The following is a 21,494-nucleotide window of genomic DNA, read 5'->3' as shown; positions in this document are numbered from 1 at the left end:
GCATCGCCGTCACACCACGGGCACCGCGACGTACTGGTACTCCAGGAACTCCTCGACCCCGACCCGGCCGCCCTCTCGCCCGAGCCCGGACTGCTTGACCCCGCCGAAGGGAGCCGCCGGGTTGGAGACCAGACCGGTGTTCAGACCGACCATGCCGACCTCCAGGCCCTCACTGACGCGCAGCCCGCGGTCCAGCCCCCGGGTGAAGACGTAACCGACCAGGCCCCAGGGCGTGTCGTTGGCACGGCGCAGCACCTCGTCCTCGTCGTCGAAGGTGAGGATCGCGGCGACCGGGCCGAAGATCTCCGTGTCCATCAGACGGCTGCCGGCATCGACACCGGCCAGCACGGTCGGCGGGTAGAAGTGGCCGGGCCCCTCCGGCGTACGGCCGCCGACGAGCACCCGGGCGCCGCGCTCCACCGCGTCGGCGACCAGCTCCGCGACCTTGGCGCGTCCGGCGGCGTCGATCAGCGGGCCGACGTCGGCCCCGTCGCAGGTTCCGGGCCCGACCACGAGGGCGCCCATCCGCTCGGCGAGCCGCCGCCCGAACTCGTCGGCCACCGACCGGTGCACGAAGAAGCGGTTCGCCGCCGTGCAGGCCTCCCCCATGTTCCGCATCTTGGCGACCATCGCCCCGTCCACGGCCACGTCCAGGTCGGCGTCGTCGAAGACGATGAACGGCGCGTTCCCGCCCAGCTCCATCGAGGTGCGCACGACGGTGTCGGCGCACTGCGCGAGCAGCAGCCGGCCGACGGCGGTGGAACCGGTGAAGGACAGCTTGCGGATCCGCCCGCCGCGCAGCAGCGGCTCGCACACCTCGCCGGCACGGGAGGTGGTGACGACGTTCAGCACGCCGTCCGGCAGACCCGCCTCCCGCAGGATCCCGGCCAGCGCCAGGCCGGACAGAGGGGTCTGCGGCGCGGGCTTGAGGATCATCGTGCAGCCCGCCGCGATCGCCGGACCGATCTTGCGGGTGCCCATGGCCAGCGGGAAGTTCCACGGCGTGATGAGCAGGCAGGGTCCGACCGGGCGCCGGGAGAGCAGCATGCGGTTACGGCCGTCGGGCAGGATGCCGCAGCCACCGTCGATCCGGACGGCCTCCTCGGAGAACCAGCGGAAGAACTCGGCCGCGTAGGCCACTTCTCCCCGGGCCTCGGCGAGCGGCTTGCCCATCTCGGACGTCATCAGGTGGGCGAGTTCGTCGGTGCGTTCCAGGATGACTTCGTAGGCGCGGCGCAGGATCTCGCTGCGGGCCCGGGGCGCGGTGCGGGCCCAGGCCGTCTGGGCGCCGACGGCGGCCTCCTCGGCCAGCCGGGCGTCCTTGGGGCCGGCGTCGGCGACGTGGCAGAGGATCTCGCCGGTCGCGGGATCGTCGACGGGCATGGTGGCACCGTCGGTGGCGTCCACCCACGCACCGCCGATGAACAACTGCGTCAGAACCTCGGTCATGTCGTCTCTCCTGGCCGGTCGGCGGCGGGGTCGAGGAGCAGGGCGCGGATGCCCGGCCCGGTCTCCACCCGCGGACCGGGCGCGAACTCGGCGGTACGGGCCGTCAGATTCGCCAGGCCGCGGGTGGCGGCGGTCATCGGTCCGACGCTCCCGAGGTTCCGGCCTCGACGGCGTTCGCCCAGGCCCGGAGGCCCTCGTCGACGCCGGTCTCGTCGATCACGAGCGCCGGGATCATGCGGACGACCTGGTTCCAGGCGCCGCACAGCAGCAGGAGCAGGCCTTCGTCGACGGCGGCCCGCTGGACGCGGGCGGCGGTCTCCGGGTCGGGGCCGCCGTCCTCGGTGACGAACTCGGTGGCCAGCATGAGGCCGAGGCCGCGGACGTCGCCGATGCCGGGAGTGCGGTCGGCCACGGCCTCCAGGCCCTGGCGGAGCCGCTTGCCCATCGCCTCGGCGTTCTCCACGAGGTTCTCGTCGCGTACGACGTCCAGCGTCGCGCAGGCGGCGGCGCAGGCGACGGCGTTGGCGCCGTACGTGCCGCCCTGAGAGCCGGGCCAGGCCTTCGTCATGAGCTCCTCGGAGGCGGCGATGCCGGAGAGGGGGAAGCCGCTGGCGAGGCCCTTGGCGGTGACCAGGATGTCGGGAGTGACGCCGAAGTGGTCATGGCCCCAGAACCGGCCGGTGCGGCCGACACCCGTCTGCACCTCGTCGAGGATCAGCAGGAAGCCGTGCCGGTCCGCCCGCTCGCGCAGGCCTTCGAGGAACGCGCGGGTGGCGGGGACGTAACCGCCCTCGCCGAGGACCGGCTCGACGATGACCGCCGCCGTGTCGGCGGGCGACGAGATCGTCTGGAGGGTGTAGTCGAGCTCCTCGAGCGCGAAGCGGGTGGCGGTCTCCTCGTCCCAGCCGTACCGGAAGGCCGTCGGGAACGGGGTGACGACCACGCCGCTCATCAGCGGCGAGAAGCCGGACCGGAAGCGGATGCCGGAGGTGGTCATGGAGGCGGCGGCGACGGTACGGCCGTGGAAACCGCCGTGGCAGACCAGGACGTTGGGCCGGCCGGTGGCCTGGCGGGCCAGCCGCAGGGCCGCCTCGACGGCCTCGCTGCCGGAGTTGGTGAAGAACAGACTGTCCAGGCCGGACGGCAGCACCTCGCCCAGCTTGTCGACGAGGCGGCGCAGCGGCTGGTGCATGACGGTCGTGTACTGCCCGTGGATGAGGGTGCCCACCTGCTCCTGCGCCGCCGTCACGACCCGGGGGTGGCAGTGCCCGGTACTGGTGACGCCGATGCCGGCGGTGAAGTCGAGGTAGCGGCGGCCGTCCTCACCGTAGAGGTGGACGCCCTCGCCCCGGGCCGCCACGACGGGGGTGGCCTGGCGAAGGTGCGGCGACAGTGCGGTCATGCGGTCTCCCGGCCTTACGTCGCGGTCTGGTTGCTCGGCTCAGCTCCGGTTCCCGAGCATCCGGGCCGTCGCGAAACGGGACAACGCGTGATCTGTCCAGCCGGAACCCGTTGTTCGGACGTTGTGTCAACCACCGAACCTCCGTGGCATCGCAGGCCCCTCGCGTGGACAGCTGTTGCACAGGTCAGCACCGCTTGTCAGAGTGACCGGGCACGCAGGGAGGCACCGTGAACGCTCACCCCCCGGCAGCCGGCCGCGGCCCCGCCCCGGCCGGTCGCGCGCCGACCGTCGCCGACGTCCTCGCCCTGCCGGTCCTGGCCGCCGGGCAGCCCCAAGTCGTCACGGGGCTGGCGCAGTTGGAGCGGCCGGTGCGCTGGGTGCACATCACCGAGCTGACGGACCCCGCCTCGTTCCTCAAGGGCGGGGAGCTGGTTCTGACCACGGGCATGCCCCTGCCCGAGGACGCCGCGGGTGTCCGCCGGTACGTCGAGGAACTCACCGAGGTGGGGGCGGCCGCCCTGGTCATCGAGCTCGTACGGCGCTACCACCGGCCGCCGGACGCCCTCGTGCAGGCCTGCCGGGCCCGGCGGCTGCCCCTGGTCACCCTCGCCCGGGACGTCAACTTCCTGGAGGTCACGCAGGTCGTGCACGCGCTGATCCTCGGCAGCCAGGCGGAGGCGATGCGGCGGACCCAGCGGATCCACGAGGCGTTCACGGCCCTGACGTTGCGCGGGGCGGGTCCGCAGGACGTGCTGCGCGCGGCGGCGGAGATGAGCGGCCGGACGGTCGTGCTGGAGAACCTGGTGCACCAGGCGCTGATCTGCGAGCCCTCGGGGAGCACGGTGGAGGAGGCGCTCGGGGACTGGGAGCGGCGCTCACGGACGGCCGGGCCCGGCGACCGCACCGAGGTGGCCGGTCCGGAGGGCTGGCTCACCGCGCCGGTCTCCTACCAGGGCGAACGCTGGGGGCGGTTGGTCATGCTGCCCGCCGACGGACCGGCCTTCGGGCCGGAGCACGTCACCGTTCTGGAGCGGACGGCGATGGCCCTGACCGTGGCCCGGCTCATCCACCCCACGCCGTGGGAGCACGCGGCCCACCGCAACGCGCTGCGGGAACTGGCGGAGCAGCGCCACCACTCCCCCGAGGACGTCCGCGCCCGCTGTGCCGCGCTGGGTCTTCCCACGGACGCCGGTGTGTTCGTGGCGGTGCTCGTGGACCCGGGGCCGGGCGTGGAGGGCGCGGAGGCGGAGGCCCGGCTGCACCGGGAGCTGCGGTCGGCCGGCGTTCCGGCGCTGGTCGGCGAGCTGTCCCCCGGCCGCCTCGGTGTGCTGCTGGCGCTGCGCCAGGGCCGGCCCTGGCGGCCGGTGGCCGAACGGCTGAGCCGCGCGGCACTGGCCCTGGCGCCGGGGGCGGTCGTCGGCGTCGGATCGGACGTGGCGGACCTGGCCGACACCGCCGGCTCCTTCAGGGAGGCGGCCCGGGTCATGGAGGCCACCCCGCCCGGCCAGCCCTTACCGGCGGACCGGTCCTTCCACGAACTGCCGGACGTCGACCTGCGCCGGCTGCTGTACGCGCTGCGCGAGGACACCAGGATCCAGGACTACACGGAACGCCGGCTGGGCCGGATCGTCGAGCACGACGACCGGCACGGCACCGACCTGCTGACGACCCTGGGCCACTACCTCGACGCCGCAGGCAACAAGACCGCGGCGGCCCGGCGCGGTGGCCTGTCGCGGGAGACCGTGTACCAGCGTCTGCGCACCGTCGAACGCCTCCTCGGCACCGACCTCGAATCCGGCGCGCACCGCACGGAACTCCACGTGGCGCTCACGGCGTTGCGGGTGCTGCGCGCCGGCCCGGGAGGGCATCCCGGGTAACGGTTCGCGCGTCCGGTCCAGGGCGATCAGGTGTCGAAGTCGACCGTCAGCGTCTCGGACACCGGGAACGTCTGGCACGTGAGGACGTAGCCCGCGTCCACCTCGGACGGTTCCAGGGCGAAGTTGCGGCGCATGTCGGCCTTGCCGTCGGTGATCTGGGCCCGGCAGGTGCCGCAGACCCCGCCCTTGCAGGCGAAGGGCAGGTCGGGACGGGTCTGCTGGGCGCCTTCGAGGAGGGTGCGGTCGCGGGGCAGCGGGGCCGTGGTGGAGCGGCCGTCGAGGGTGACGGTGACCTGGCTGACCGGGCCGGAGGGGCCGGTCTCGGCGTGGTGGACCTCGCGGACGGGCTCGTCGTCGGCGTAGAAGAGCTCCTGGTGGACACGGTCGGCGGGGACGCCGAGGCCGGCGAGGACCTGCTGGGCGGCGCGGACCATGCCGTGCGGGCCGCACAGCCACCAGTGGTCGGCCGACTCGACGTCGACCAGCGCGTCCACGAGGGCGGAGAGCCGTTCGGCGTCGAGCCGGCCGGAGAGCACCTCGGCCTCGCGGGGCTCACGGGACAGGACGTGGGCGAGCTGGAACCGCGTCGGGTAGAGGTCCTTCAGGTCGGCGAGTTCGTCGGCGAACATCACCGTGCCGGTGCGGCGGTTGCCGTACAGGAGGGTGACGCGTGAGCGGGAGTCGGCGGCCAGGACGGACTCGGCGATGGAGACCATGGGGGTGATGCCGGAGCCGGCCGCGATCAGGACGTGGTGGCCGGGGGCGGTCAGGTCGGGGGTGAAGACGCCGGTGGGCGCCATGACCTCCACCGTGTCGCCGGGGCGGACCTCCCGCACCAGCCAGGAGGAGAACAGGCCGCCCGGCACCACCCGGACCCCGATGCGCGGCGCCGTGCCGGCCGGGGCGCAGATCGAGTACGAGCGGCGCTCGTCCCGGCCGTCGACGTCTCGGCGCAGGGTGAGCGACTGGCCGGGCGCGAAGGCGAACTCCTCGGCCAGTTCGGCCGGGATGTCGAAGCTCACGGCTGCCGCGTCCTCGCACAGCGGCTGCACGGCGGCGACCCGCAGGGCGTGGAAGACCGGACGTCGGCGGGCACGGGGGTGTGCCGCCGGGGCGGGGGCCGGCTCCATCAGGTCCTCCATCAGATCTCCTTGACGTACTCGAACGGCTCGCGGCAGGCGAGGCAGCGCCACAGGGACTTGCAGGACGTGGCGCCGAAGCGGGAGGTCTCCTCGGTGTCGGGGTGACCGCAGCGCGGGCAGGGCACCGAGCGGCGGGTCGGCGACAGCACGAGCGGGACCGGTCCGGCGGCGCGGGCGGGCGCGGCGCCGGGCGGGGCGATGCCGTGCTCGGCGAGCTTGCGCCGGCCCTCCGCCGTGATCCAGTCGCTGCTCCACGGCGGGTCGAGGACCGTGCGGATCTCCACGCGCGCGTATCCCGCCGCACGCAGCCGCGCGGCGACGCCGGCGCGCATCTCGGCCATCGCGGGGCAGCCCGAGTAGGTCGGGGTCAGGCTCGCGACCACCGTGCCGTCCTCGGCCAGGCTCACGTCGCGCAGCACGCCTAGGTCGGCCAGGGTGAGCATGGGGAGTTCGGGGTCGGGCACCTGCTCGGCGATGCGCCGGGCCCGTCGCTCGTCCAGGAGCGCCGTCACCATGTCGCCTCCGGGTGGGCGCGGGCCACGCCCTGCAACTCGGCGAGCAGCGGGGCCAGATGCTCGGTGTGGTCCCCGGTGCGGCCCGAGCCGGGCAAGGGGCGGTAGACCGGCATGGGCAGCCCCGCCGCCTCGGTGACCTGGCGGAGGACCGCGACCACCTCGTCGCGGACGTCGTAGGCCGTGAACAGTTCGCCGAGGTAGGGCGCCACCTGCTCCTGCGCCTTGCGCATCCGGCGGTGGGACTCCTCGGTGCCGTCGCCGAGGCGCACGGCCCACTCGGCCGCGTACTGGCGGTGGTAGGCCAGTTCCTTCACGCCCTTGGCGGCGATCGCCGCGAGCACCGGGTCGCGGTGGGCGGTGAGCCGCTCGAAGTGCGCCAGCCGCCAGCTGCTGAACACCAGCAGCCGCACGATCGAGAACGCGAAGTCCCCGTTGGGCAGTTCCGCCAGGCGGACGTTGCGGAAGTCGCCGGCGTCACGGAAGTAGGCGTAGGCGTCCTCGTCGCGGCCTGTGCCGTCGGCCTGGCCCGCGCGGGAGTAGAGCAGGCGGGCCTGCCCGAGCAGGTCGAGCCCGATGTTGGCGAGCGCCACCTCCTCCTCCAGCTCGGGGGCGCGGGTGGTCCACTCGGCGAGCCGCTGCGCGGAGACCAGGGCGTCGTCGGCCAGCGTGACGCAGACGGACGCCAGTTCGCCGGCGTCGAGGTCGTCGGGCACGGTCGTGTCGACGCCGTGCAGGGGGTCCTCGAAGCCGGTGCCGTAGGCCCAGCGGGTGTCGTCGTCGTGTCCCTCGGCGAGGGTCAGGTAGACGTGGTCGTCGCTCATGCCCTCTCCTTCAGATGTGCGGGACGTCTTCGGGGATGTCGTAGAAGGTCGGGTGCCGGTAGACCTTGTCGGCGCTGGGCTCGAAGAAGGGGTCCTTCTCGTCGCGGGTGGAGGCGGCGATGTGCTCCGAGCGCACGACCCAGATGGACACGCCCTCGTTGCGGCGGGTGTACAGGTCGCGGGCGTGGGTGAGCGCCATGCGGTCGTCGGCGGCGTGCAGCGATCCCACGTGGACGTGGTTCAGTCCGCGCTTGCCGCGCACGAACACCTCGTACAGCGGCCAGTCCTGCTTGTCGGCGGTCATGCCACCGCTCCCTTCTCCGCGCGGGCGGCCTGTTTGGCGGCGTGGGCGGTGGCCGCCTCGCGCACCCAGGCGCCCTCCTCGTGGGCCGTGCGGCGCCGTTCCATCCGCTGGTCGTTGCACGGGCCGTCGCCCTTGATGACCCGCATCAGCTCGTCCCAGTCGGGCGTGCCGAAGTCGTGGTGTCCCCGCTCCTCGTTCCAGCGCAGCTCCGGGTCGGGGAGGGTCACGCCGAGCTTCTCGGCCTGCGGGACGGTCATGTCGACGAAGCGCCGGCGCAGTTCGTCGTTGCTGTGCCGCTTGATCTTCCAGGCCATGGACTGCGCGGAGTTGGGCGAGGCGTCGTCGGGCGGGCCGAACATCATCAGCGACGGCCACCACCAGCGGTTCACCGCGTCCTGCACCATCTCCCGCTGTTCGGGGGTGCCGCGCATCATCGTCATCAGCAGCTCGTAGCCCTGCCGCTGGTGGAAGGACTCCTCCTTGCAGATGCGGACCATGGCGCGTGCGTACGGCCCGTAGGAGGAGCGGCACAGCGGCACCTGGTTGCAGATCGCGGCGCCGTCCACGAACCAGCCGATCACGCCGACGTCGGCGAAGCTCAGCGTCGGGTAGTTGAAGATCGACGAGTACTTCTGGCGGCCCTCGATGAGGCGCTCGGTCAGGTCCGCGCGGTCGGCGCCCAGCGTCTCCGCCGCCGAGTACAGGTACAGCCCGTGTCCGGCCTCGTCCTGGACCTTGGCGAACAGAATGGCCTTGCGGCGCAGCGAGGGGGCGCGAGTGATCCACTCGCCCTCGGGCTGCATGCCGATGATCTCCGAGTGCGCGTGCTGCGCGATCTGCCGGATCAGCGTCTTGCGGTAGCCCTCCGGCATCCAGTCGCGCGGCTCGATCCGCTGGTCCCGCGCGATCGTCGCGTCGAAGTGCTGCTGGAGATCCGGCCCGGCGCCGTCCGCCCCCGGGGGGCTGGAGTGTGTCGTGTCCATCCGTCCCACTTCCCAACCGACCATTCGTTCGGTACATCGTATGACAAGGCGCCGCGCCTTGGTAAGACCCCGGCCCTTGACAGGCGCGGAGGCGAGTTGATTACTTGGCGGCACCGAAGCTAACCGAATGTTCGGTCGGGCTACAAGGTGGTGCGAGAAGTGAGTCATACCGCTGACGCGACACCCGCGGCGGAGGCGATGTTCGCCGCGGACGAGGCCTCCCGCGGGCTCGGCATCGAGCTGCTGGAGCAGGGCGAGGGGTTCGCCGTCCTGCGCATGACCGTGACGCGCGCGATGGTGAACGGGCACGGCATCGCCCACGGCGGGTACGTCTTCCTGCTCGCCGACACCGCGTTCGCCTGCGCCTGCAACAGCCACGGCCCGGTGACCGTCGCGGCCGGCGCCGACATCACCTTCGTGGCCCCGGCGCACCAGGGCGACGTGCTCGTGGCGCGGGCCGAGGAACGCACCCGGTTCGGACGCAGCGGCCTGTACGACGTGAGCGTCCGGCGGGGCGACGAGGTGATCGCCGAGTTCCGGGGCCGCAGCCGGAGCATCAGGAGCACGAGGCCGGAGGAGTCCTGAATGACCAGCGAGACCACGGCCTCCCGGGCCGGCCGGCCGACGCCGCGGCGACTCGGCGAACCCCTCCCCCACGCCCTCCTCGACGACGGTGAGCGGCTGACCCGCGAGCAGCTGCGCGAGCTCCAGCTCGACCGGCTGCGCAGCAGCCTCCGGCACGCCTACGACAACGTGGAGGCGTACCGGAAGAAGTTCGACGGCGCCGGGGTCTCGCCCGACGACTGCCGCTCGCTGGAGGACCTGTCCCGCTTCCCCTTCACCACGAAGGCCGACCTGCGGGACACCTACCCGTTCGGCATGTTCGCCGTACCCATGGACCGGGTGCGGCGGGTGCACGCCTCCAGCGGCACCACCGGCCGCCCCACGGTGGTCGGCTACACGGAGAACGACCTGTCGACGTGGGCGGACCTCGTGGCCCGCTCGATCCGCGCCGCGGGCGGGCGGCCGGGCCACAAGGTGCACGTCTCCTACGGCTACGGGCTGTTCACCGGCGGCCTCGGCGCGCACTACGGTGCGGAGCGCGCCGGGTGTCTGGTGATCCCGGCCTCCGGGGGCATGACCGCGCGCCAGGTGCAGATCATCCAGGACTTCCGGCCCGAGATCATCATGGTCACCCCGTCCTACATGCTCACGCTGCTCGACGAGTTCGAGCGGCAGGGCCTCGATCCGCGCGCGAGCAGTCTGCGGGTGGGCATCTTCGGAGCCGAGCCGTGGACGGAGGAGATGCGCCGCGAGATCGAGGAGCGGACGGACATCCACGCCGTCGACATATACGGCCTGTCCGAGGTGATCGGCCCGGGCGTCGCCCAGGAGTGCGTGGAGACCAAGGACGGACTGCACGTGTGGGAGGACCACTTCTACCCCGAGGTGGTCGACCCGGTCACCGGTGAGGTGCTGCCCGAGGGCGAGGAGGGCGAACTGGTCTTCACGTCCCTCACCAAAGAGGCCCTGCCGGTCGTCCGCTACCGCACCCGCGATCTGACCCGGCTGCTGCCCGGCACGGCCCGGCCCGCCTTCCGCCGCATCGAGAAGATCACCGGCCGCTGCGACGACATGATCATCCTGCGCGGGGTCAACGTCTTCCCCAGCCAGATCGAGGAGATCGTGCTGCGCACGCCCGGTGTCGCCCCGCACTTCCAGATCCGGCTGACCCGGCGCGGGCGCATGGACCACATGACCGTCCTCGTCGAGACCCGCCCGGGCACCGGACCCGAGCAGCGCGAGACAGCGGCCGCGACGATCGCCGAGGCCGTCAAGGACGGCATCGGGATCACCGCCGAGGTCACCGTCGTCGAACCCGAGACCCTGGAGCGTTCCCTCGGCAAGCTCCGCCGGGTGAAGGACCTGCGCGAGGGCTGAGCCGGGGCGGCCGCCGCGGCAGCACGCCGCCCGGGGCAGCGGGGCGGGAGCGTCGGCGCGGCCTGAGAAACAGCACTTGGCCTCGGGCAGCGGGCCGCGAGCGGCCGGGCGGCCTCAGGAACAGCACCTCGCCTCGGGCAGCGGGGCGTGAGCGTCCGGGCCGGTGCCGCTCGGCCCGGGGGCCTCCGGCTCCGCGCCGGACGGGACCGGTTTGCGGATGAGGAGCAGGGCAGCGTCGTCGTGCAGCCGGCCGCCGACATGGGCCAGCAGTTCTTCGTGGAGCGCGCCGACGGTGTGGGCCGGCTCCTGGGAGACGTGCCGCTGCAGTCCCTCGGCGAGGGGGTAGAAGGCCCGGCCGCCGTCGCGGGCCTCAGTGACCCCGTCGGTGTAGAGCAACAGCTGGTCCCCGTCGGCGAAGGGCAGCGTCTGGAGTCCCGGGGTGTGTCCCGTGAGGTCGCGCAGGCCCAGTGGCGGGGCCGGGACTGCGGGCTCCACGGCGCTGATGCTCCCCGAGGCCCGTGCCAGCAGCGGGGGCGCGTGCCCGCAGTTCACCACCTCCAGCTGCCCCTCCCGCGGGTACCCGGCGACCACGGCGGTGACGAAGTCGTCGCGGCCGAGGTTACGGGTGAGGCTCCGCTCGATGCGGTCGACCACGGCCAGGAGATCGGGCTCGTCGTGGGCTGCCTCCCGGAAGACACCGAGCACCAGCGCGGCGGTCCCCACGGCGGGCAGCCCCTTGCCGCGCACGTCGCCGACGATCAGCCGCACCCCGTGCGGGGTGGGTATCAGGGCGTAGAGGTCGCCGCCGATACGGGCCTCTGCCGCGGCGGCGCTGTAGCGGACGGCCACCTGGAACGGCCCGACGGTCGCCGGCACGGGCACGAGCAGGGCGTGCTGTGCGGTCTCCGCGACGGAGCGCACGGCGGCCAGCACCCGCTCCCGGCGTCCGCGCAGCACACCGGCCAGGCCGCTCGCGAGCGTCACGGCGACCAGGGCCGACAGCACCGCGGCCAGCTCCCGGCCCGGCACTCCGTCGCGGACCCCGAGCGTCGCACCGACCAGCACGGCGAGGACACCGACGCACAGGACCCCGCGCGGTCCGTTGGTCGTGGCCGCGAGGGCGGGTCCGGCCGCGAGCAGGGGCAGCCAGATCATCCCCGCCCCCTCCACGAGGTCGGCGCACACGACGGCGGCGACGACCAGGACGGGCAGGGCAGGTGCGCCGACGGCCAGTCGCGCGGCGACGTGCCTGCGGGCCGAAGCCCCGGGACCGGCCACTCGGTTGTCGGACGGCCGTACCGGCCGGTGGTCGACGCCATGGTTTCGGGCTTGACTCATGTCTGGGTCCGCAGTCCTCACCTGTGCGCGGGGCACGTCTCCGAAATGTCTGCTTATTCCAGGGAACGGGGTGAGCGAGGACACCGGCAAGGAGCGGGTTTTCAGATAGTGAACGACGGGGTCCGCGTCACGTCGTGAGCGAGAGAGTCCTGGTCACACGGCTCGCGGTCGGGAGCAGCCGCTCGCGGACCTCCGGCAGCCGGGAGAGCCGGTGGGAGGGCAGCGAGACGCCGAGCGAGCCGATCACGTCCCCGCTGTACACCGGGACGGCGACACAGACCGTGCCGAGGGCGTACTCCTCCATGTCCGTGATGGCCGGTGCCAGGGGCGGGGCCTCGAGACGGCGCAGGAGCTCCGGGCGGCTGGTGATGGTCCGCGGGGTGAGGTCGGCGAGGTGGTGCCGGGAGAGGTAGTCCTGGCGGGCCTCCTCGTCCAGTTCCCGCAGGACGGACTTGCCCAGTGCGGTGGCGTGCCCCGCGTCCTCGAAACCCACCCAGAGGTCGACCCGGGGCGTCCCCGGACCGTCGACGATCTCGGCGACCCTGATCTCGCCGTCCTCGTAGAAGGTGAGGTAGGCGGCGGCAGCGAGTTCGTCCCGCAGCGCCGCGAGGGTGGGCCGGACCCGGCTGAGCAGGGCCTGCGCACGGCCCATGGACTGCAGCGTCTGCAGTTTGTCGCCGAGGACGAAGCCGCCGTCGTCCAGCTTCCGCACATACCCGTCGTGCACCAGGGTCCGCAGAAGGTGGTAGGTCGTGGCCAGGGGCAGGTCCGTCTCGCGCGCCAGCTGCTTGGCCGGCGCGCCGTTGACGTGCGCGCTCACCACCTCCAGCAGCCGCATGGCCCGCTGGACGGAGTTGATGAGCGTAGGGCCGTCTTGCGCACCCATACGAACAGCGTGCGCCAGGCGTACGCCCCGGGCAAGGGGAGCGCGGGGGCCGGCGGACTCAGGCTGTGGCAGCGAAGCGGTGCGCGGTGCCGGTGGACAGCCATGGACCGGGTGCCGTCCGACCGCACGGCAGCCGCCAAGTCGGCCGCGGCCGACTTGGTGTCCCACGTCTCACGGCCCGGAGGAGCCCGCGCGGGCGGGGTGCCGTCCCGTCCTACGGCACCAAAGTGGTGGGCGCCTTCCCGCGGGCGCCCCGGGGCGGGGTGCAGTGGACGCGCGGACGGACAGGGCGACCGGCGGGTCGTGCGGCGGTGGCAGCTCCGCCTCCGGCTGCTCTACCGCCCGCACCAGCAGCCGGATCCCCTCCTGCGCCTCCGCGTCGAACGGCGGCCGCACCGTGGTCGGCGGCGGGGTGACGTAGGCGGCCACGGGGATGTCGGCGAAGCCCACCACGCTGATGTCGTCCGGCACGCGCAGCCCCGCCTCCGTCAGGGCGCGGACGACGCCGATGGCCATGGCGGCGGCGGCGGCGAACACGGCCGTGCAGTCGCCGAGGGCGGCGAGCTCGCGGCCCGCCGCGTGTACGGACGCGGCGGACCAGTCGCCGTGCGGCGGGGCCGGCTGTGCGCTGCCGCGTGCAGCGAGGGCGGCGCGCGGAACGCACGGGCCCCGCGCTCGTTGCGTTCGGCCCGGTGGATCGCCTCCGCGCGGTCCGCCCGGACGCCTCACCCCGGCGGCCCACCGACCGGAACGGCCGGAGGTCCGGGACTCCGACGCGAGGCGTCGCGTATCCGTTCGGCCGGAAGCGGACGACCACCGCGAAACGCCGCCGTGGTCCTTCACGGCCCTCCCGGGAGGGGCGACCATGCCGGGTCATGGACATCTTGCTCGTCGCCAGCGCGTTCAACAGCCTGTCCCAACGTGTGTTCGCCGAACTGTCGGACGAGGGGCACCACGTGGACGTCGTGCTCGCCTCGCACGGCCCCGACGCCGTCCGGGCCGCCGTACGCGAGACGGGCCCTGAGCTGATCGTCGCCCCGATGCTGAAGTCGGCCCTGCCCGAGGACGTGTGGCGGGAGCACACCTGTCTGATCGTGCACCCCGGGCCACCCGGCGACCGGGGCCCGTCGTCGCTGGACTGGGCGATCGCCGAGGAGGCCTCGGAGTGGGGCGTCACGGTGCTGCAGGCCGAGGCCGCCATGGACGCGGGGGACGTGTGGGCGGACACCACCTTCACGGTGCCGCCGACGGGCAAGAGCGACCTGTACCGCAACGAGGTCGCGGACGCCGCCACGGCCGCCGTGCTGCTGGCCGTGCGGCGCTACGCCGACGGGTCCTACAAGCCGCGCCCACAGAGCGAACCCGGGATCCACGTGGTGTGGCGTGACTTCTTCCGCCAGGAGCAGCGGCGCATCGACTGGGAGAGCGACGACACGGCCACGGTGCTGCGCAAGCTGCGCGGGGCCGACTCGCAGCCCGGCGTCCGGGACGAGATCTGCGGCCGGGAGGTGTTCCTGCACGGCGGGCACCCCGAGGACCGGCTGCGCGGGGAGCCCGGTGAACTGCTCGCGACGCGGGCCGGCGCGCTCTGCCGGGCCACCCGGGACGGCGCGGTGTGGATCCCGGAGCTGCGTCCCCGCAAGAGCTCCGGTGACCCGGCCCCCTTCCGTCGCCCCGCGGCCTCGGTGCTCGCCGGTTTCCCCGCCCCGCCCGGCAGCGGCCCCGGCATGCCGGGCGCGCAGGACCGCCCGTACTGGCTGCCCGAGATCGCCGCCCCGCTCGAACTGCCCCCGGACCGCACCACCTGGACCGACATCCGCTACCGGCAGCGCGGTCCCCTCGGCTTCCTGACCTTCTCGTTCCCCGGCGGGGCGATGAGCACCACCCACTGCCGCAGGCTCCTCGCCGCCTGGCGTTACGCGCTGACCCGCCCCACCTCGGTGCTGGTGCTCGGCGGTGCCCGCGACTTCTTCTCCAACGGCATCCACCTGAGCGTCATCGAGGCGTCGAGCGACCCGGCGGTCGAGTCCTGGGCCAACCTCAACGCCATGAACGACCTGGTCGAGGCGGTGCTGCGGACCACCGACCGGCTGGTGGTGGCGGCCCTCGGCGGCAACGCGGCCGCCGGCGGCGTCATGCTCGCCCTGGCCGCCGACGAGGTCTGGTGCCGCACGGGCAGCGTCCTCAACCCGCACTACCGCAACATGGGCCTGTACGGGTCGGAGTACTGGACGTACTCGCTGCCCCGCCGGGTGGGCGCCGAGACGGCCGAGCGGCTGACGACCGAGGCGTTGCCGGTGAGCGCCGCGACCGCCGGACGGATCGGTCTGGTGGACCGTCTGGTGCCGGCAGCGCCCCAGGAGTTCGCCGCCGAGGTCGAGCGGCTGGCCGCCGACCTGGCCGGCGACCCGGACCTGCCGCGCCGGATCACCGCCAAGGCCACGGCACGTCACGCGGACGAGCTCCAGCGGCCCCTCGCCGAGTACCGGCGGGTCGAACTCGCCCGTATGCGTGCCGTCTTCGACGATCCCGGGGCGCCGTACCACGCGCTGCGGTCCGCGTTCGTCCGCAAGCTCCCGAACGGCTCCGCCCGTCCGCTCGCCACGGGAGGAGCACAGTGAGCGCGCGGCTGCTGGTGGCGGGTGTCGGCAACATCTTCCTCGCGGACGACGCCTTCGGCCCCGAGGTGATCCGCGCCCTGGACCGGAACCCGCTGCCGCCGCAGGTGCGGGTGCGGGATTTCGGCATCCGCGGCATGGACCTGGCGTACGAGCTGCTCGACGGCTACGACACGGCCGTCCTGGTCGACGCGGCCGTCCGGGGCCACGCGCCGGGCACGCTGTCGCTGATCGAGCCGGACCCGCCCCGGGCCTCCACCGCGGGCGCCCCGCCGGAGGCGCACGGCATGGACCCGGCGAAAGTCCTGGCCCTGGCCGCGCACCTGGGCGACGAGCCGCTCCCCCGGGTCCTGGTGCTGGCCTGCGAGCCCGAGCTGCGGGCCCCCGCCGACGAGGACATCGCCCCCGGCATCAGCGCGACGGTGCGGGAGGCGGTGGGGCGGGCCGTGGCGGCGCTGCACACGATGGTGCCCGTGCTGCTCGCGGACCCGGCGGCGACGCCCCCGTTGAGCCGCCCGGACGAATCCGCCGCCCTGTCCCCGGCCGGGCTGCCGGACACGGTGCGCGGCGGCGCGGAGGATCGGTAGCGGCACGATGTCCCCACCGACCCGCGAGGAGCGGCGCCCATGTGCGATTCCGTGGACGAGGTCACCCAGGCCGTCCTGGCCAGGAACGACGGGCTGGCCGCGGGCCTGCGCGAGGAGCTGGCCCGGCGCGGAGTGAGCGTGGTCAACCTGCTGTCCAGCCCGGGCAGCGGCAAGACGGAACTGCTCGGGCGGGTGCTGGCCAGGGCGGTGGAGCGGAGCGTTCCGGTGGCCGCGCTCACCGCCGACCTGGCGACCGAGAACGACGCCGACCGGCTGGCCCGTTCGGGAGCCCCGGTGAAGCAGCTGCTGACGGACGGGCTGTGCCATCTGGAGGCGCGGCAGCTGCGCGGTCATGTGGAGAGCTGGCTGCCCGAGGGGACCTCGCTGCTGTTCGTCGAGAACGTCGGCAACCTCGTGTGCCCCGCGTCCTACGACCTCGGCGAGAGCCTGCGGATCGTGCTCATGGCGGTGACGGAGGGCGAGGACAAGCCCCTCAAGTACCCCACGGCCTTCGGGTCCGCCCACCTGGTGGTGCTGACGAAGACCGATCTGGCCGGGCCGGCCGGGTTCGACGAGGCTGCCTTCGAGACGAACGTCCAGCGGGTCAACCCGGGGGTGGAGGTGGTGCGGTCCTGCGCCCGCACCGGCACCGGCGTCGACGCCCTGCTGGAACGGGTGCTCGCCGCCCGGGACGGAGCCCTCGCGCACCGGCCGCCCCTGTCGCCCCGCCCGCACACCCACAGCCACGAGGGCGCCGAAGCCGGCCTCGCATCGTGACGGCGCCCGCCGCCGGGGCGGTGCGCCGTCGTGTCACCGTGCGGGGCACCGTGCAGGGCGTGGGATTCCGCCCGTTCGTGCACCGCCTCGCCACGGAGCTCGCGCTCGCCGGTTTCGTGGGCAACACGGCGAGCGGGGTTCTCATCGAGGTGGAGGGCCCGCCGGACGGCGTCGCCGACTTCTGCGACCGGCTGGCCGGGCAGCCGCCGCCGCTGGCCACCGTCACCGGCATCGGGTTCGAGGACCTGCCCGCGACGGGCGCCGGGGGCACCTTCGCCATCCGCTCCACCGACCGCTCCCGCGGCAGCACCCTGCTCCCGCCCGACACGGCGACCTGCCCGGACTGCCTGCGGGAGCTGGGCGATCCGTCCGACCGCAGACACCGGCACCCGTTCGTCACCTGCACGCACTGCGGCCCCCGCTTCACCATCGCCACGGGCATGCCCTACGACCGGGCCGTCACGACCATGTCCGGCTTCCCGATGTGCGCCGCGTGCGCCCGGGAGTACGGCGACCCGCTGGACCGTCGCTTCCACGCCCAGCCCGTGGCCTGCCCCGACTGCGGTCCCCGGCTCCGTCTGGTGCCCGCCTCCGGCAGCGGGATCCGTCCGGCCCGGGACGCCCAGGCCCTGGCGGCGGCACGGGCGTTGCTGGCCGCCGGGCGGATCGTCGCCGTCAAGGGCCTCGGGGGCTACCACCTGGCCTGCGACGCCGCCGACGCCCGGGCCGTGGACACCCTGCGCACCCGCAAGGCACGCGGCGGCAAGCCGTTCGCGGTGATGTGCGCGGACCTCGACGAGGTACGGCGCATCGCCCGGCTCTCCTCGTCCGAAGGGGCCGCGCTCACCGGCGCCCGCCGCCCCATCGTCCTGCTGCGCCGGCGTCCGGAGGGGAACGGCCTCGCGCCGGGCGTCTGCCCCGGCAGCCCGCACCTCGGTGTGATGCTGCCCTACACGCCCCTGCACACCCTGCTGTTCGGCCTGCCCGGTGATCCGCCCGGGCCGCGTGTGCTCGTCATGACCAGCGGCAACCGGTCCGGGGAGCCGATCGTCACGGACGACGACGAGGCGCTGGACCGGCTCGCCGGGCTGGCCGACGCCTGGCTCGCCCACGACCGGCCCATCGCCTCTCCCTGCGACGATTCCCTGCTGCGGGTGCGCCCCGACGGCACCGAACAGGTGCTGCGCCGCTCGCGGGGCTTCGTGCCCCGTCCGCTGCGGCTGCCGGTGCCGGTGCGGCCCGCCCTCGCCGTGGGCGGTGACCTGAAGAACGCCCTGTGTCTCGGCGCGGGCGACCAGGCCTGGTTCGGCCCGCACATCGGCGACATGGGCGACCTGGCCACCCTGGAGGCGGCCCGGAGGGCGGACGCGCACCTGCGGGCCCTCACCGGCGTGAGCCCCGAACTGGTCGCCGCCGACCGGCACCCCGGGTACCACTCGACGCGGTGGGCCGTCCGACTGGCCGGGCACGCCCCCGTGCCGGTCCAGCACCACCACGCGCACATCGCCTCCGCGATGGCCGAGCACGGCCTGGACGGCACCACCCCGGTGATCGGTGTCGCCTTCGACGGCACGGGGTACGGCGACGACGGCACTGTCTGGGGCGGCGAGATCCTCCTCGCCGACTACACCGGCTTCCGCCGCTACGCCCACCTGTCCCCCGCCCCGCTGCCCGGCGGCGACGCGGGCGTCGCCAATCCCTGCCGTCTGGCCCTGGCCCGGCTGTGGGCGGCGGGACTGCCGTGGGATCCGGACCTGCCCTGCGTGACCGCCTGCGCGCCCGATGAACTCGCCCTGCTCGAACGGCAGTTGTCCGGCGGTCTGGCCTGTGTGGCGACCTCCAGCATGGGCCGGCTCTTCGACGCCGTGTCCTCGCTGGTGGGTGTGTGCCACCGCGCGGGCTACGAGGCGCAGGCCGCGCTGGAGCTGGAGGCGGCGGCCACTGCGGCGTGGGACGCCGACGGGTCGGCGTACGCCTTCGCCGGGGAGCTCGACCCGGCGCCCGTACTCGGCGCGCTGATCGCCGATCTGCGGCGCGGCACCCCGGCCGCCGTCCTCGCGGCGCGCTTCCACCGCGGCGTGGCGGGGGCGGTGGCGGGGATCTGCCGGCGGGCGCGTCAGGACACCGGCCTGGCCACCGTCGCGCTCAGCGGCGGGGTGTTCGCCAACGCGCTGCTGGAGGAGGAGTGCGCGCGGCTGCTGTCCGAAGACGGCTTCGCGGTGCTCCGGCACGGCGAAGTCCCGCCGAACGACGGCGGGCTGGCCCTCGGCCAGCTGGTGGTCGCGGCGCACCTACGACAGGAGGAGTGACCCATGTGTTTGGCAGTGCCCGGCAAGGTCGTGTCCATCGACGACAGCGCCGACCCGCTCACCGGGCTGATCGACTTCGGTGGTGTGCAGAAACAGGCGTGTCTGGAGTACGTGTCCGACGTGAAGGTCGGTGAGTACGTCATCGTGCACGTCGGTTTCGCGCTCCAGCGCCTGGACGAGGAGTCGGCCCTGGCGTCCCTGAAGCTGTTCGAGGAACTGGGGCTGCTGGAGGAGGAGTTCGGGGACGCCTGGGAACAGGCGGCGAAGGAGGCGGGCACCGCCGCGGTGACGGAGCCCCAGGACAGCGGGAGCGAGGCCCGGTGAAGTACATCGACGAGTTCAACGATCCCCAGCTGGCCCGGCGCCTGCTGGACGAGATCCGTGCCACCGCCACCCGGCCGTGGGCCCTGATGGAGGTGTGCGGTGGGCAGACCCACTCGATCATCCGGCACGGGATCGATCAACTGCTGCCCGAACAGGTCGAGTTGATCCACGGGCCCGGCTGTCCGGTCTGTGTCACGCCGCTGGAGGTCATCGACAAGGCGCTGGAGATCGCCTCGCGGCCCGGGGTGATCTTCTGCTCCTTCGGCGACATGCTGCGGGTGCCGGGCACGGACCGCGACCTGTTCCGGGTCAAGGGCGAGGGCGGCGACGTACGGGTGGTGTACTCGCCGCTCGACGCCCTGGAGCTGGCCCGGCGCAACCCGGACCGGGAGGTGGTGTTCTTCGCGATCGGCTTCGAGACCACCGCCCCCGCCAACGCGATGGCCGTGCACCAGGCGCGCCGCCTGGGCCTGACCAACTTCAGCCTGCTGGTGTCACACGTGCGCGTGCCCCCGGCCGTCGAGGCGATCATGACGGCGCCCGAGTGCCGCGTGCAGGGCTTCCTGGCCGCCGGGCACGTGTGCAGCGTGATGGGGATGGCCGAGTACCCGGAGCTGGCGGAGCGGTTCCGGGTGCCGATGGTGGTGACCGGGTTCGAGCCGCTGGACATCCTGGAGGGCATCCGCCGGGCGGTCCGCCAGCTGGAGCGCGGGGAGCACCGGGTGGAGAACGCCTACCCGCGAGCCGTGCGCGAGGCGGGCAACCCGGCCGCGGTGCGCATGATCGAGGAGGTCTTCGAGGTCACCGACCGTTCCTGGCGGGGCATCGGGCGGATCCCCGCCAGCGGCTGGCGCCTGACCGACGCCTTCCGGGCGTACGACGCGGAGCACCGCTTCGACGTCGGCGGGATCCGCACCGAGGAGCCCGCCGAGTGCCGGGCCGGCGAGGTGCTCCAGGGCCTGATCAAGCCGACCGAGTGCGCCGCCTTCGGCACCACCTGCACGCCGCGCACCCCGCTCGGCGCCACGATGGTCTCCAGCGAGGGCGCCTGCGCGGCGTACTACCTCTACCGGCGGATGAACGCACCGGCCCCGCAAGCCGGCGGGACCGCGCGGCAGGAGGTGACTCCCGTTGCCTGAGCGACTCGCCGATGTGGTCGACCCGGCCGCCTGGACCTGCCCCGCACCACTGCGCGACCAGGGCGTGGTGGTCATGGGGCACGGCGGAGGAGGCGCGCTGTCCGCCGAGCTGATGGAGCGGATCTTCACCCCCGCCTACGGCAACGCCACCCTGAGCGGCCTCGCCGACTCGGCCGTCCTCGAACTGGGCGGGGCGCGGCTGGCCTTTTCCACCGACTCCTACGTGGTCCGGCCGCTGTTCTTCCCCGGCGGCTGCCTCGGCGACCTCGCGGTCAACGGCACCGTCAACGACCTCGCGATGAGCGGCGCCCGGCCCGCGTACCTGTCCGCCGCCTTCGTCCTGGAGGAGGGCGTGGAGCTGGCGGTCGTCGAGCGGATCGCGCGCGCGATGGGGGCGGCCGCCGAGACCGCCGGGGTCACGATCGCCACGGGTGACACCAAGGTGGTGGAGTCCGGGCACGGTGACGGGGTGTACGTCACCACCGCCGGAGTCGGGGTCGTGCCGGACGGGGTGGACATCCGCCCCCAGCGCGCCCGGCCCGGGGACGCGGTGCTCCTCAGCGGGCCGATCGGGCTGCACGGCGTGGCGATCATGAGTGTGCGGGAGGGCCTGGAGTTCGGGGTGGAGGTCGCCAGCGACACCGCGCCGCTGGCGGACCTGGTGGCGGCCATGCTGGCCGTCACGCCGGACGTCCATGTGCTGCGCGACCCCACCAGGGGCGGCCTGGGCGCGTCGCTGAACGAGATCGCCCGCGCCTCCGGGACCGGTGTCCGGCTTCAGGAGCGGGCGGTCCCGGTGCCGGACGCGGTGGCGAACGCCTGCGGTTTCCTCGGGCTCGATCCGCTCTACGTCGCCAACGAGGGGCGGCTGGTCGCCTTCGTGCCCCCGTCGGAGGCGGACGAGGTGCTGGCGGCCATGCGGGCCCATCCGCAGGGTGCGGGGGCGGCACGGATCGGCGAGTGCGTCGCCGAGCATCCCGGGATGGTGGTGGTCGCCACCGGCCTCGGCGGGACGCGGGTGGTGGATCTGCCCCTCGGGGAGCAGCTGCCGCGCATCTGCTGACCACCGGACAGGACGAAGG

General features: G+C 73.8%; 21 protein-coding genes. 10 read left to right on the top strand and 11 right to left on the bottom strand.

Going from position 1 to position 21,494, the window contains the following annotated elements:
- Positions 1-9: 9 nt before the first annotated feature.
- The 3 genes from ACFZDI_RS07780 to ACFZDI_RS07770 are packed head-to-tail and all read right to left on the bottom strand — an operon-like array spanning position 10 to position 2,851.
- Positions 10-1,449, bottom strand: a complete 1,440-nt coding sequence (locus ACFZDI_RS07780; RefSeq protein ID WP_391248538.1) for an aldehyde dehydrogenase family protein — start codon at positions 1,447-1,449, stop codon at positions 10-12.
- A complete protein-coding gene (locus tag ACFZDI_RS07775) occupies positions 1,446-1,586 on the bottom strand; it encodes a hypothetical protein (protein ID WP_391248536.1) in 141 nt (46 codons plus the stop codon). The genes ACFZDI_RS07780 and ACFZDI_RS07775 overlap by 4 nt, the downstream gene beginning before the upstream one ends.
- Entirely contained in the window at positions 1,583-2,851 is a 1,269-nt protein-coding gene (locus ACFZDI_RS07770; RefSeq protein WP_391248534.1) for an aminotransferase class III-fold pyridoxal phosphate-dependent enzyme, read from the bottom strand. Before ACFZDI_RS07770 ends, ACFZDI_RS07775 begins: the two co-directional genes overlap by 4 nt.
- 227 nt (positions 2,852-3,078) lie before the next feature.
- On the opposite strand from ACFZDI_RS07770, the gene ACFZDI_RS07765 reads away from it, so the two are divergent.
- Positions 3,079-4,728 (top strand): PucR family transcriptional regulator ligand-binding domain-containing protein, encoded by a 1,650-nt coding sequence (locus ACFZDI_RS07765; RefSeq protein WP_391248532.1) that lies wholly within the window; start codon positions 3,079-3,081, stop codon positions 4,726-4,728.
- A 26-nt stretch (positions 4,729-4,754) separates the two neighbouring features.
- Here ACFZDI_RS07765 and paaE read toward each other — a convergent pair whose 3' ends face one another.
- Genes paaE through paaA form a run of 5 tightly spaced genes read right to left on the bottom strand, consistent with a single transcriptional unit; the run spans position 4,755 to position 8,493 of the window.
- The gene (gene paaE, locus ACFZDI_RS07760; RefSeq protein WP_391248530.1) at positions 4,755-5,870 is read right to left on the bottom strand and encodes a 1,2-phenylacetyl-CoA epoxidase subunit PaaE; all 1,116 of its coding nucleotides are present in this window, start codon (positions 5,868-5,870) and stop codon (positions 4,755-4,757) included.
- Positions 5,870-6,385 (bottom strand): 1,2-phenylacetyl-CoA epoxidase subunit PaaD, encoded by a 516-nt coding sequence (gene paaD / locus ACFZDI_RS07755; protein WP_234846949.1) that lies wholly within the window; start codon positions 6,383-6,385, stop codon positions 5,870-5,872. Before paaD ends, paaE begins: the two co-directional genes overlap by 1 nt.
- Complete coding sequence (gene paaC, locus ACFZDI_RS07750; protein WP_391248528.1) at positions 6,379-7,206, bottom strand: 1,2-phenylacetyl-CoA epoxidase subunit PaaC; 828 nt, start codon at positions 7,204-7,206, stop codon at positions 6,379-6,381. The genes paaD and paaC overlap by 7 nt, the downstream gene beginning before the upstream one ends.
- A gap of 10 nt (positions 7,207-7,216) precedes the next feature.
- Complete coding sequence (gene paaB / locus ACFZDI_RS07745; protein ID WP_030844556.1) at positions 7,217-7,510, bottom strand: 1,2-phenylacetyl-CoA epoxidase subunit PaaB; 294 nt, start codon at positions 7,508-7,510, stop codon at positions 7,217-7,219.
- Positions 7,507-8,493 carry a 1,2-phenylacetyl-CoA epoxidase subunit PaaA gene (paaA, locus tag ACFZDI_RS07740; protein ID WP_391248525.1) on the bottom strand — a complete coding sequence of 329 codons (987 nt, stop codon included), beginning with the start codon at positions 8,491-8,493 and terminating at the stop codon, positions 7,507-7,509. Before paaA ends, paaB begins: the two co-directional genes overlap by 4 nt.
- 198 nt (positions 8,494-8,691) lie before the next feature.
- Between paaA and paaI the strand changes: the two genes are divergently transcribed.
- Entirely contained in the window at positions 8,692-9,078 is a 387-nt protein-coding gene (paaI, locus tag ACFZDI_RS07735; RefSeq protein ID WP_391249487.1) for a hydroxyphenylacetyl-CoA thioesterase PaaI, read from the top strand.
- On the top strand, positions 9,079-10,434 hold the full coding sequence (paaK, locus tag ACFZDI_RS07730) for a phenylacetate--CoA ligase PaaK (protein ID WP_391248523.1): 1,356 nt from the start codon (positions 9,079-9,081) through the stop codon (positions 10,432-10,434).
- A 114-nt stretch (positions 10,435-10,548) separates the two neighbouring features.
- Here the strand turns inward: paaK and ACFZDI_RS07725 are convergent, their stop codons facing one another.
- The 3 genes from ACFZDI_RS07725 to ACFZDI_RS07715 all read right to left on the bottom strand — a co-directional run bounded on the left by ACFZDI_RS07725 (position 10,549) and on the right by ACFZDI_RS07715 (position 13,525).
- Positions 10,549-11,772 carry a SpoIIE family protein phosphatase gene (locus tag ACFZDI_RS07725; RefSeq protein ID WP_391248520.1) on the bottom strand — a complete coding sequence of 408 codons (1,224 nt, stop codon included), beginning with the start codon at positions 11,770-11,772 and terminating at the stop codon, positions 10,549-10,551.
- A gap of 127 nt (positions 11,773-11,899) precedes the next feature.
- Positions 11,900-12,658, bottom strand: coding sequence for an IclR family transcriptional regulator C-terminal domain-containing protein (locus ACFZDI_RS07720; RefSeq protein WP_391248518.1), 759 nt, complete (start codon positions 12,656-12,658; stop codon positions 11,900-11,902).
- A gap of 171 nt (positions 12,659-12,829) precedes the next feature.
- A complete protein-coding gene (locus tag ACFZDI_RS07715; RefSeq protein ID WP_391248516.1) occupies positions 12,830-13,525 on the bottom strand; it encodes a substrate-binding domain-containing protein in 696 nt (231 codons plus the stop codon).
- Positions 13,526-13,533: 8 nt separating this feature from the next.
- Between ACFZDI_RS07715 and ACFZDI_RS07710 the strand changes: the two genes are divergently transcribed.
- The 7 genes from ACFZDI_RS07710 to hypE are packed head-to-tail and all read left to right on the top strand — an operon-like array spanning position 13,534 to position 21,475.
- Positions 13,534-15,279 carry an enoyl-CoA hydratase-related protein gene (locus ACFZDI_RS07710; protein ID WP_391248513.1) on the top strand — a complete coding sequence of 582 codons (1,746 nt, stop codon included), beginning with the start codon at positions 13,534-13,536 and terminating at the stop codon, positions 15,277-15,279.
- Entirely contained in the window at positions 15,276-15,863 is a 588-nt protein-coding gene (locus ACFZDI_RS07705; RefSeq protein WP_391248511.1) for a hydrogenase maturation protease, read from the top strand. Before ACFZDI_RS07710 ends, ACFZDI_RS07705 begins: the two co-directional genes overlap by 4 nt.
- 39 nt (positions 15,864-15,902) lie before the next feature.
- Complete coding sequence (gene hypB / locus ACFZDI_RS07700; protein WP_391248509.1) at positions 15,903-16,640, top strand: hydrogenase nickel incorporation protein HypB; 738 nt, start codon at positions 15,903-15,905, stop codon at positions 16,638-16,640.
- Complete coding sequence (gene hypF / locus ACFZDI_RS07695) at positions 16,637-18,949, top strand: carbamoyltransferase HypF (RefSeq protein ID WP_391248506.1); 2,313 nt, start codon at positions 16,637-16,639, stop codon at positions 18,947-18,949. The genes hypB and hypF overlap by 4 nt, the downstream gene beginning before the upstream one ends.
- Before the next feature lie 3 nt (positions 18,950-18,952).
- Positions 18,953-19,273, top strand: a complete 321-nt coding sequence (locus ACFZDI_RS07690) for a HypC/HybG/HupF family hydrogenase formation chaperone (protein ID WP_361115215.1) — start codon at positions 18,953-18,955, stop codon at positions 19,271-19,273.
- Entirely contained in the window at positions 19,270-20,412 is a 1,143-nt protein-coding gene (gene hypD, locus ACFZDI_RS07685) for a hydrogenase formation protein HypD (protein ID WP_234846938.1), read from the top strand. Before ACFZDI_RS07690 ends, hypD begins: the two co-directional genes overlap by 4 nt.
- A complete protein-coding gene (gene hypE, locus ACFZDI_RS07680) occupies positions 20,405-21,475 on the top strand; it encodes a hydrogenase expression/formation protein HypE (RefSeq protein WP_391248504.1) in 1,071 nt (356 codons plus the stop codon). Before hypD ends, hypE begins: the two co-directional genes overlap by 8 nt.
- The last annotated feature ends 19 nt before the right edge of the window (positions 21,476-21,494 follow it).

The organism is Streptomyces sp. NPDC007907 (assembly GCF_042959365.1).
Lineage (GTDB): Bacteria > Actinomycetota > Actinomycetes > Streptomycetales > Streptomycetaceae > Streptomyces > Streptomyces indiaensis.
The sequence above is the reverse complement of the archived record's forward strand: the minus strand, read 5'-3'. Positions and strand labels throughout refer to the sequence as shown.

Bases quoted from the DNA above. Each gene is read 5' to 3' on its own strand.
- ACFZDI_RS07780 (WP_391248538.1), bottom strand. From the start codon at position 1,449: ATGACCGAGGTTCTGACGCAGTTGTTCATCGGCGGTGCGTGGGTGGAC.
- ACFZDI_RS07775 (WP_391248536.1), bottom strand. From the start codon at position 1,586: ATGACCGCCGCCACCCGCGGCCTGGCGAATCTGACGGCCCGTACCGCC.
- ACFZDI_RS07770 (WP_391248534.1), bottom strand. From the start codon at position 2,851: ATGACCGCACTGTCGCCGCACCTTCGCCAGGCCACCCCCGTCGTGGCG.
- paaE (WP_391248530.1), bottom strand. From the start codon at position 5,870: ATGGAGGACCTGATGGAGCCGGCCCCCGCCCCGGCGGCACACCCCCGT.
- paaD (WP_234846949.1), bottom strand. From the start codon at position 6,385: ATGGTGACGGCGCTCCTGGACGAGCGACGGGCCCGGCGCATCGCCGAG.
- paaC (WP_391248528.1), bottom strand. From the start codon at position 7,206: ATGAGCGACGACCACGTCTACCTGACCCTCGCCGAGGGACACGACGAC.
- paaB (WP_030844556.1), bottom strand. From the start codon at position 7,510: ATGACCGCCGACAAGCAGGACTGGCCGCTGTACGAGGTGTTCGTGCGC.
- paaA (WP_391248525.1), bottom strand. From the start codon at position 8,493: ATGGACACGACACACTCCAGCCCCCCGGGGGCGGACGGCGCCGGGCCG.
- paaI (WP_391249487.1), top strand. From the start codon at position 8,692: ATGTTCGCCGCGGACGAGGCCTCCCGCGGGCTCGGCATCGAGCTGCTG.
- paaK (WP_391248523.1), top strand. From the start codon at position 9,079: ATGACCAGCGAGACCACGGCCTCCCGGGCCGGCCGGCCGACGCCGCGG.
- ACFZDI_RS07725 (WP_391248520.1), bottom strand. From the start codon at position 11,772: ATGAGTCAAGCCCGAAACCATGGCGTCGACCACCGGCCGGTACGGCCG.
- ACFZDI_RS07720 (WP_391248518.1), bottom strand. From the start codon at position 12,658: ATGGGTGCGCAAGACGGCCCTACGCTCATCAACTCCGTCCAGCGGGCC.
- ACFZDI_RS07715 (WP_391248516.1), bottom strand. From the start codon at position 13,525: ATGGTCGCCCCTCCCGGGAGGGCCGTGAAGGACCACGGCGGCGTTTCG.
- ACFZDI_RS07710 (WP_391248513.1), top strand. From the start codon at position 13,534: ATGGACATCTTGCTCGTCGCCAGCGCGTTCAACAGCCTGTCCCAACGT.
- hypB (WP_391248509.1), top strand. From the start codon at position 15,903: ATGTGCGATTCCGTGGACGAGGTCACCCAGGCCGTCCTGGCCAGGAAC.
- ACFZDI_RS07690 (WP_361115215.1), top strand. From the start codon at position 18,953: ATGTGTTTGGCAGTGCCCGGCAAGGTCGTGTCCATCGACGACAGCGCC.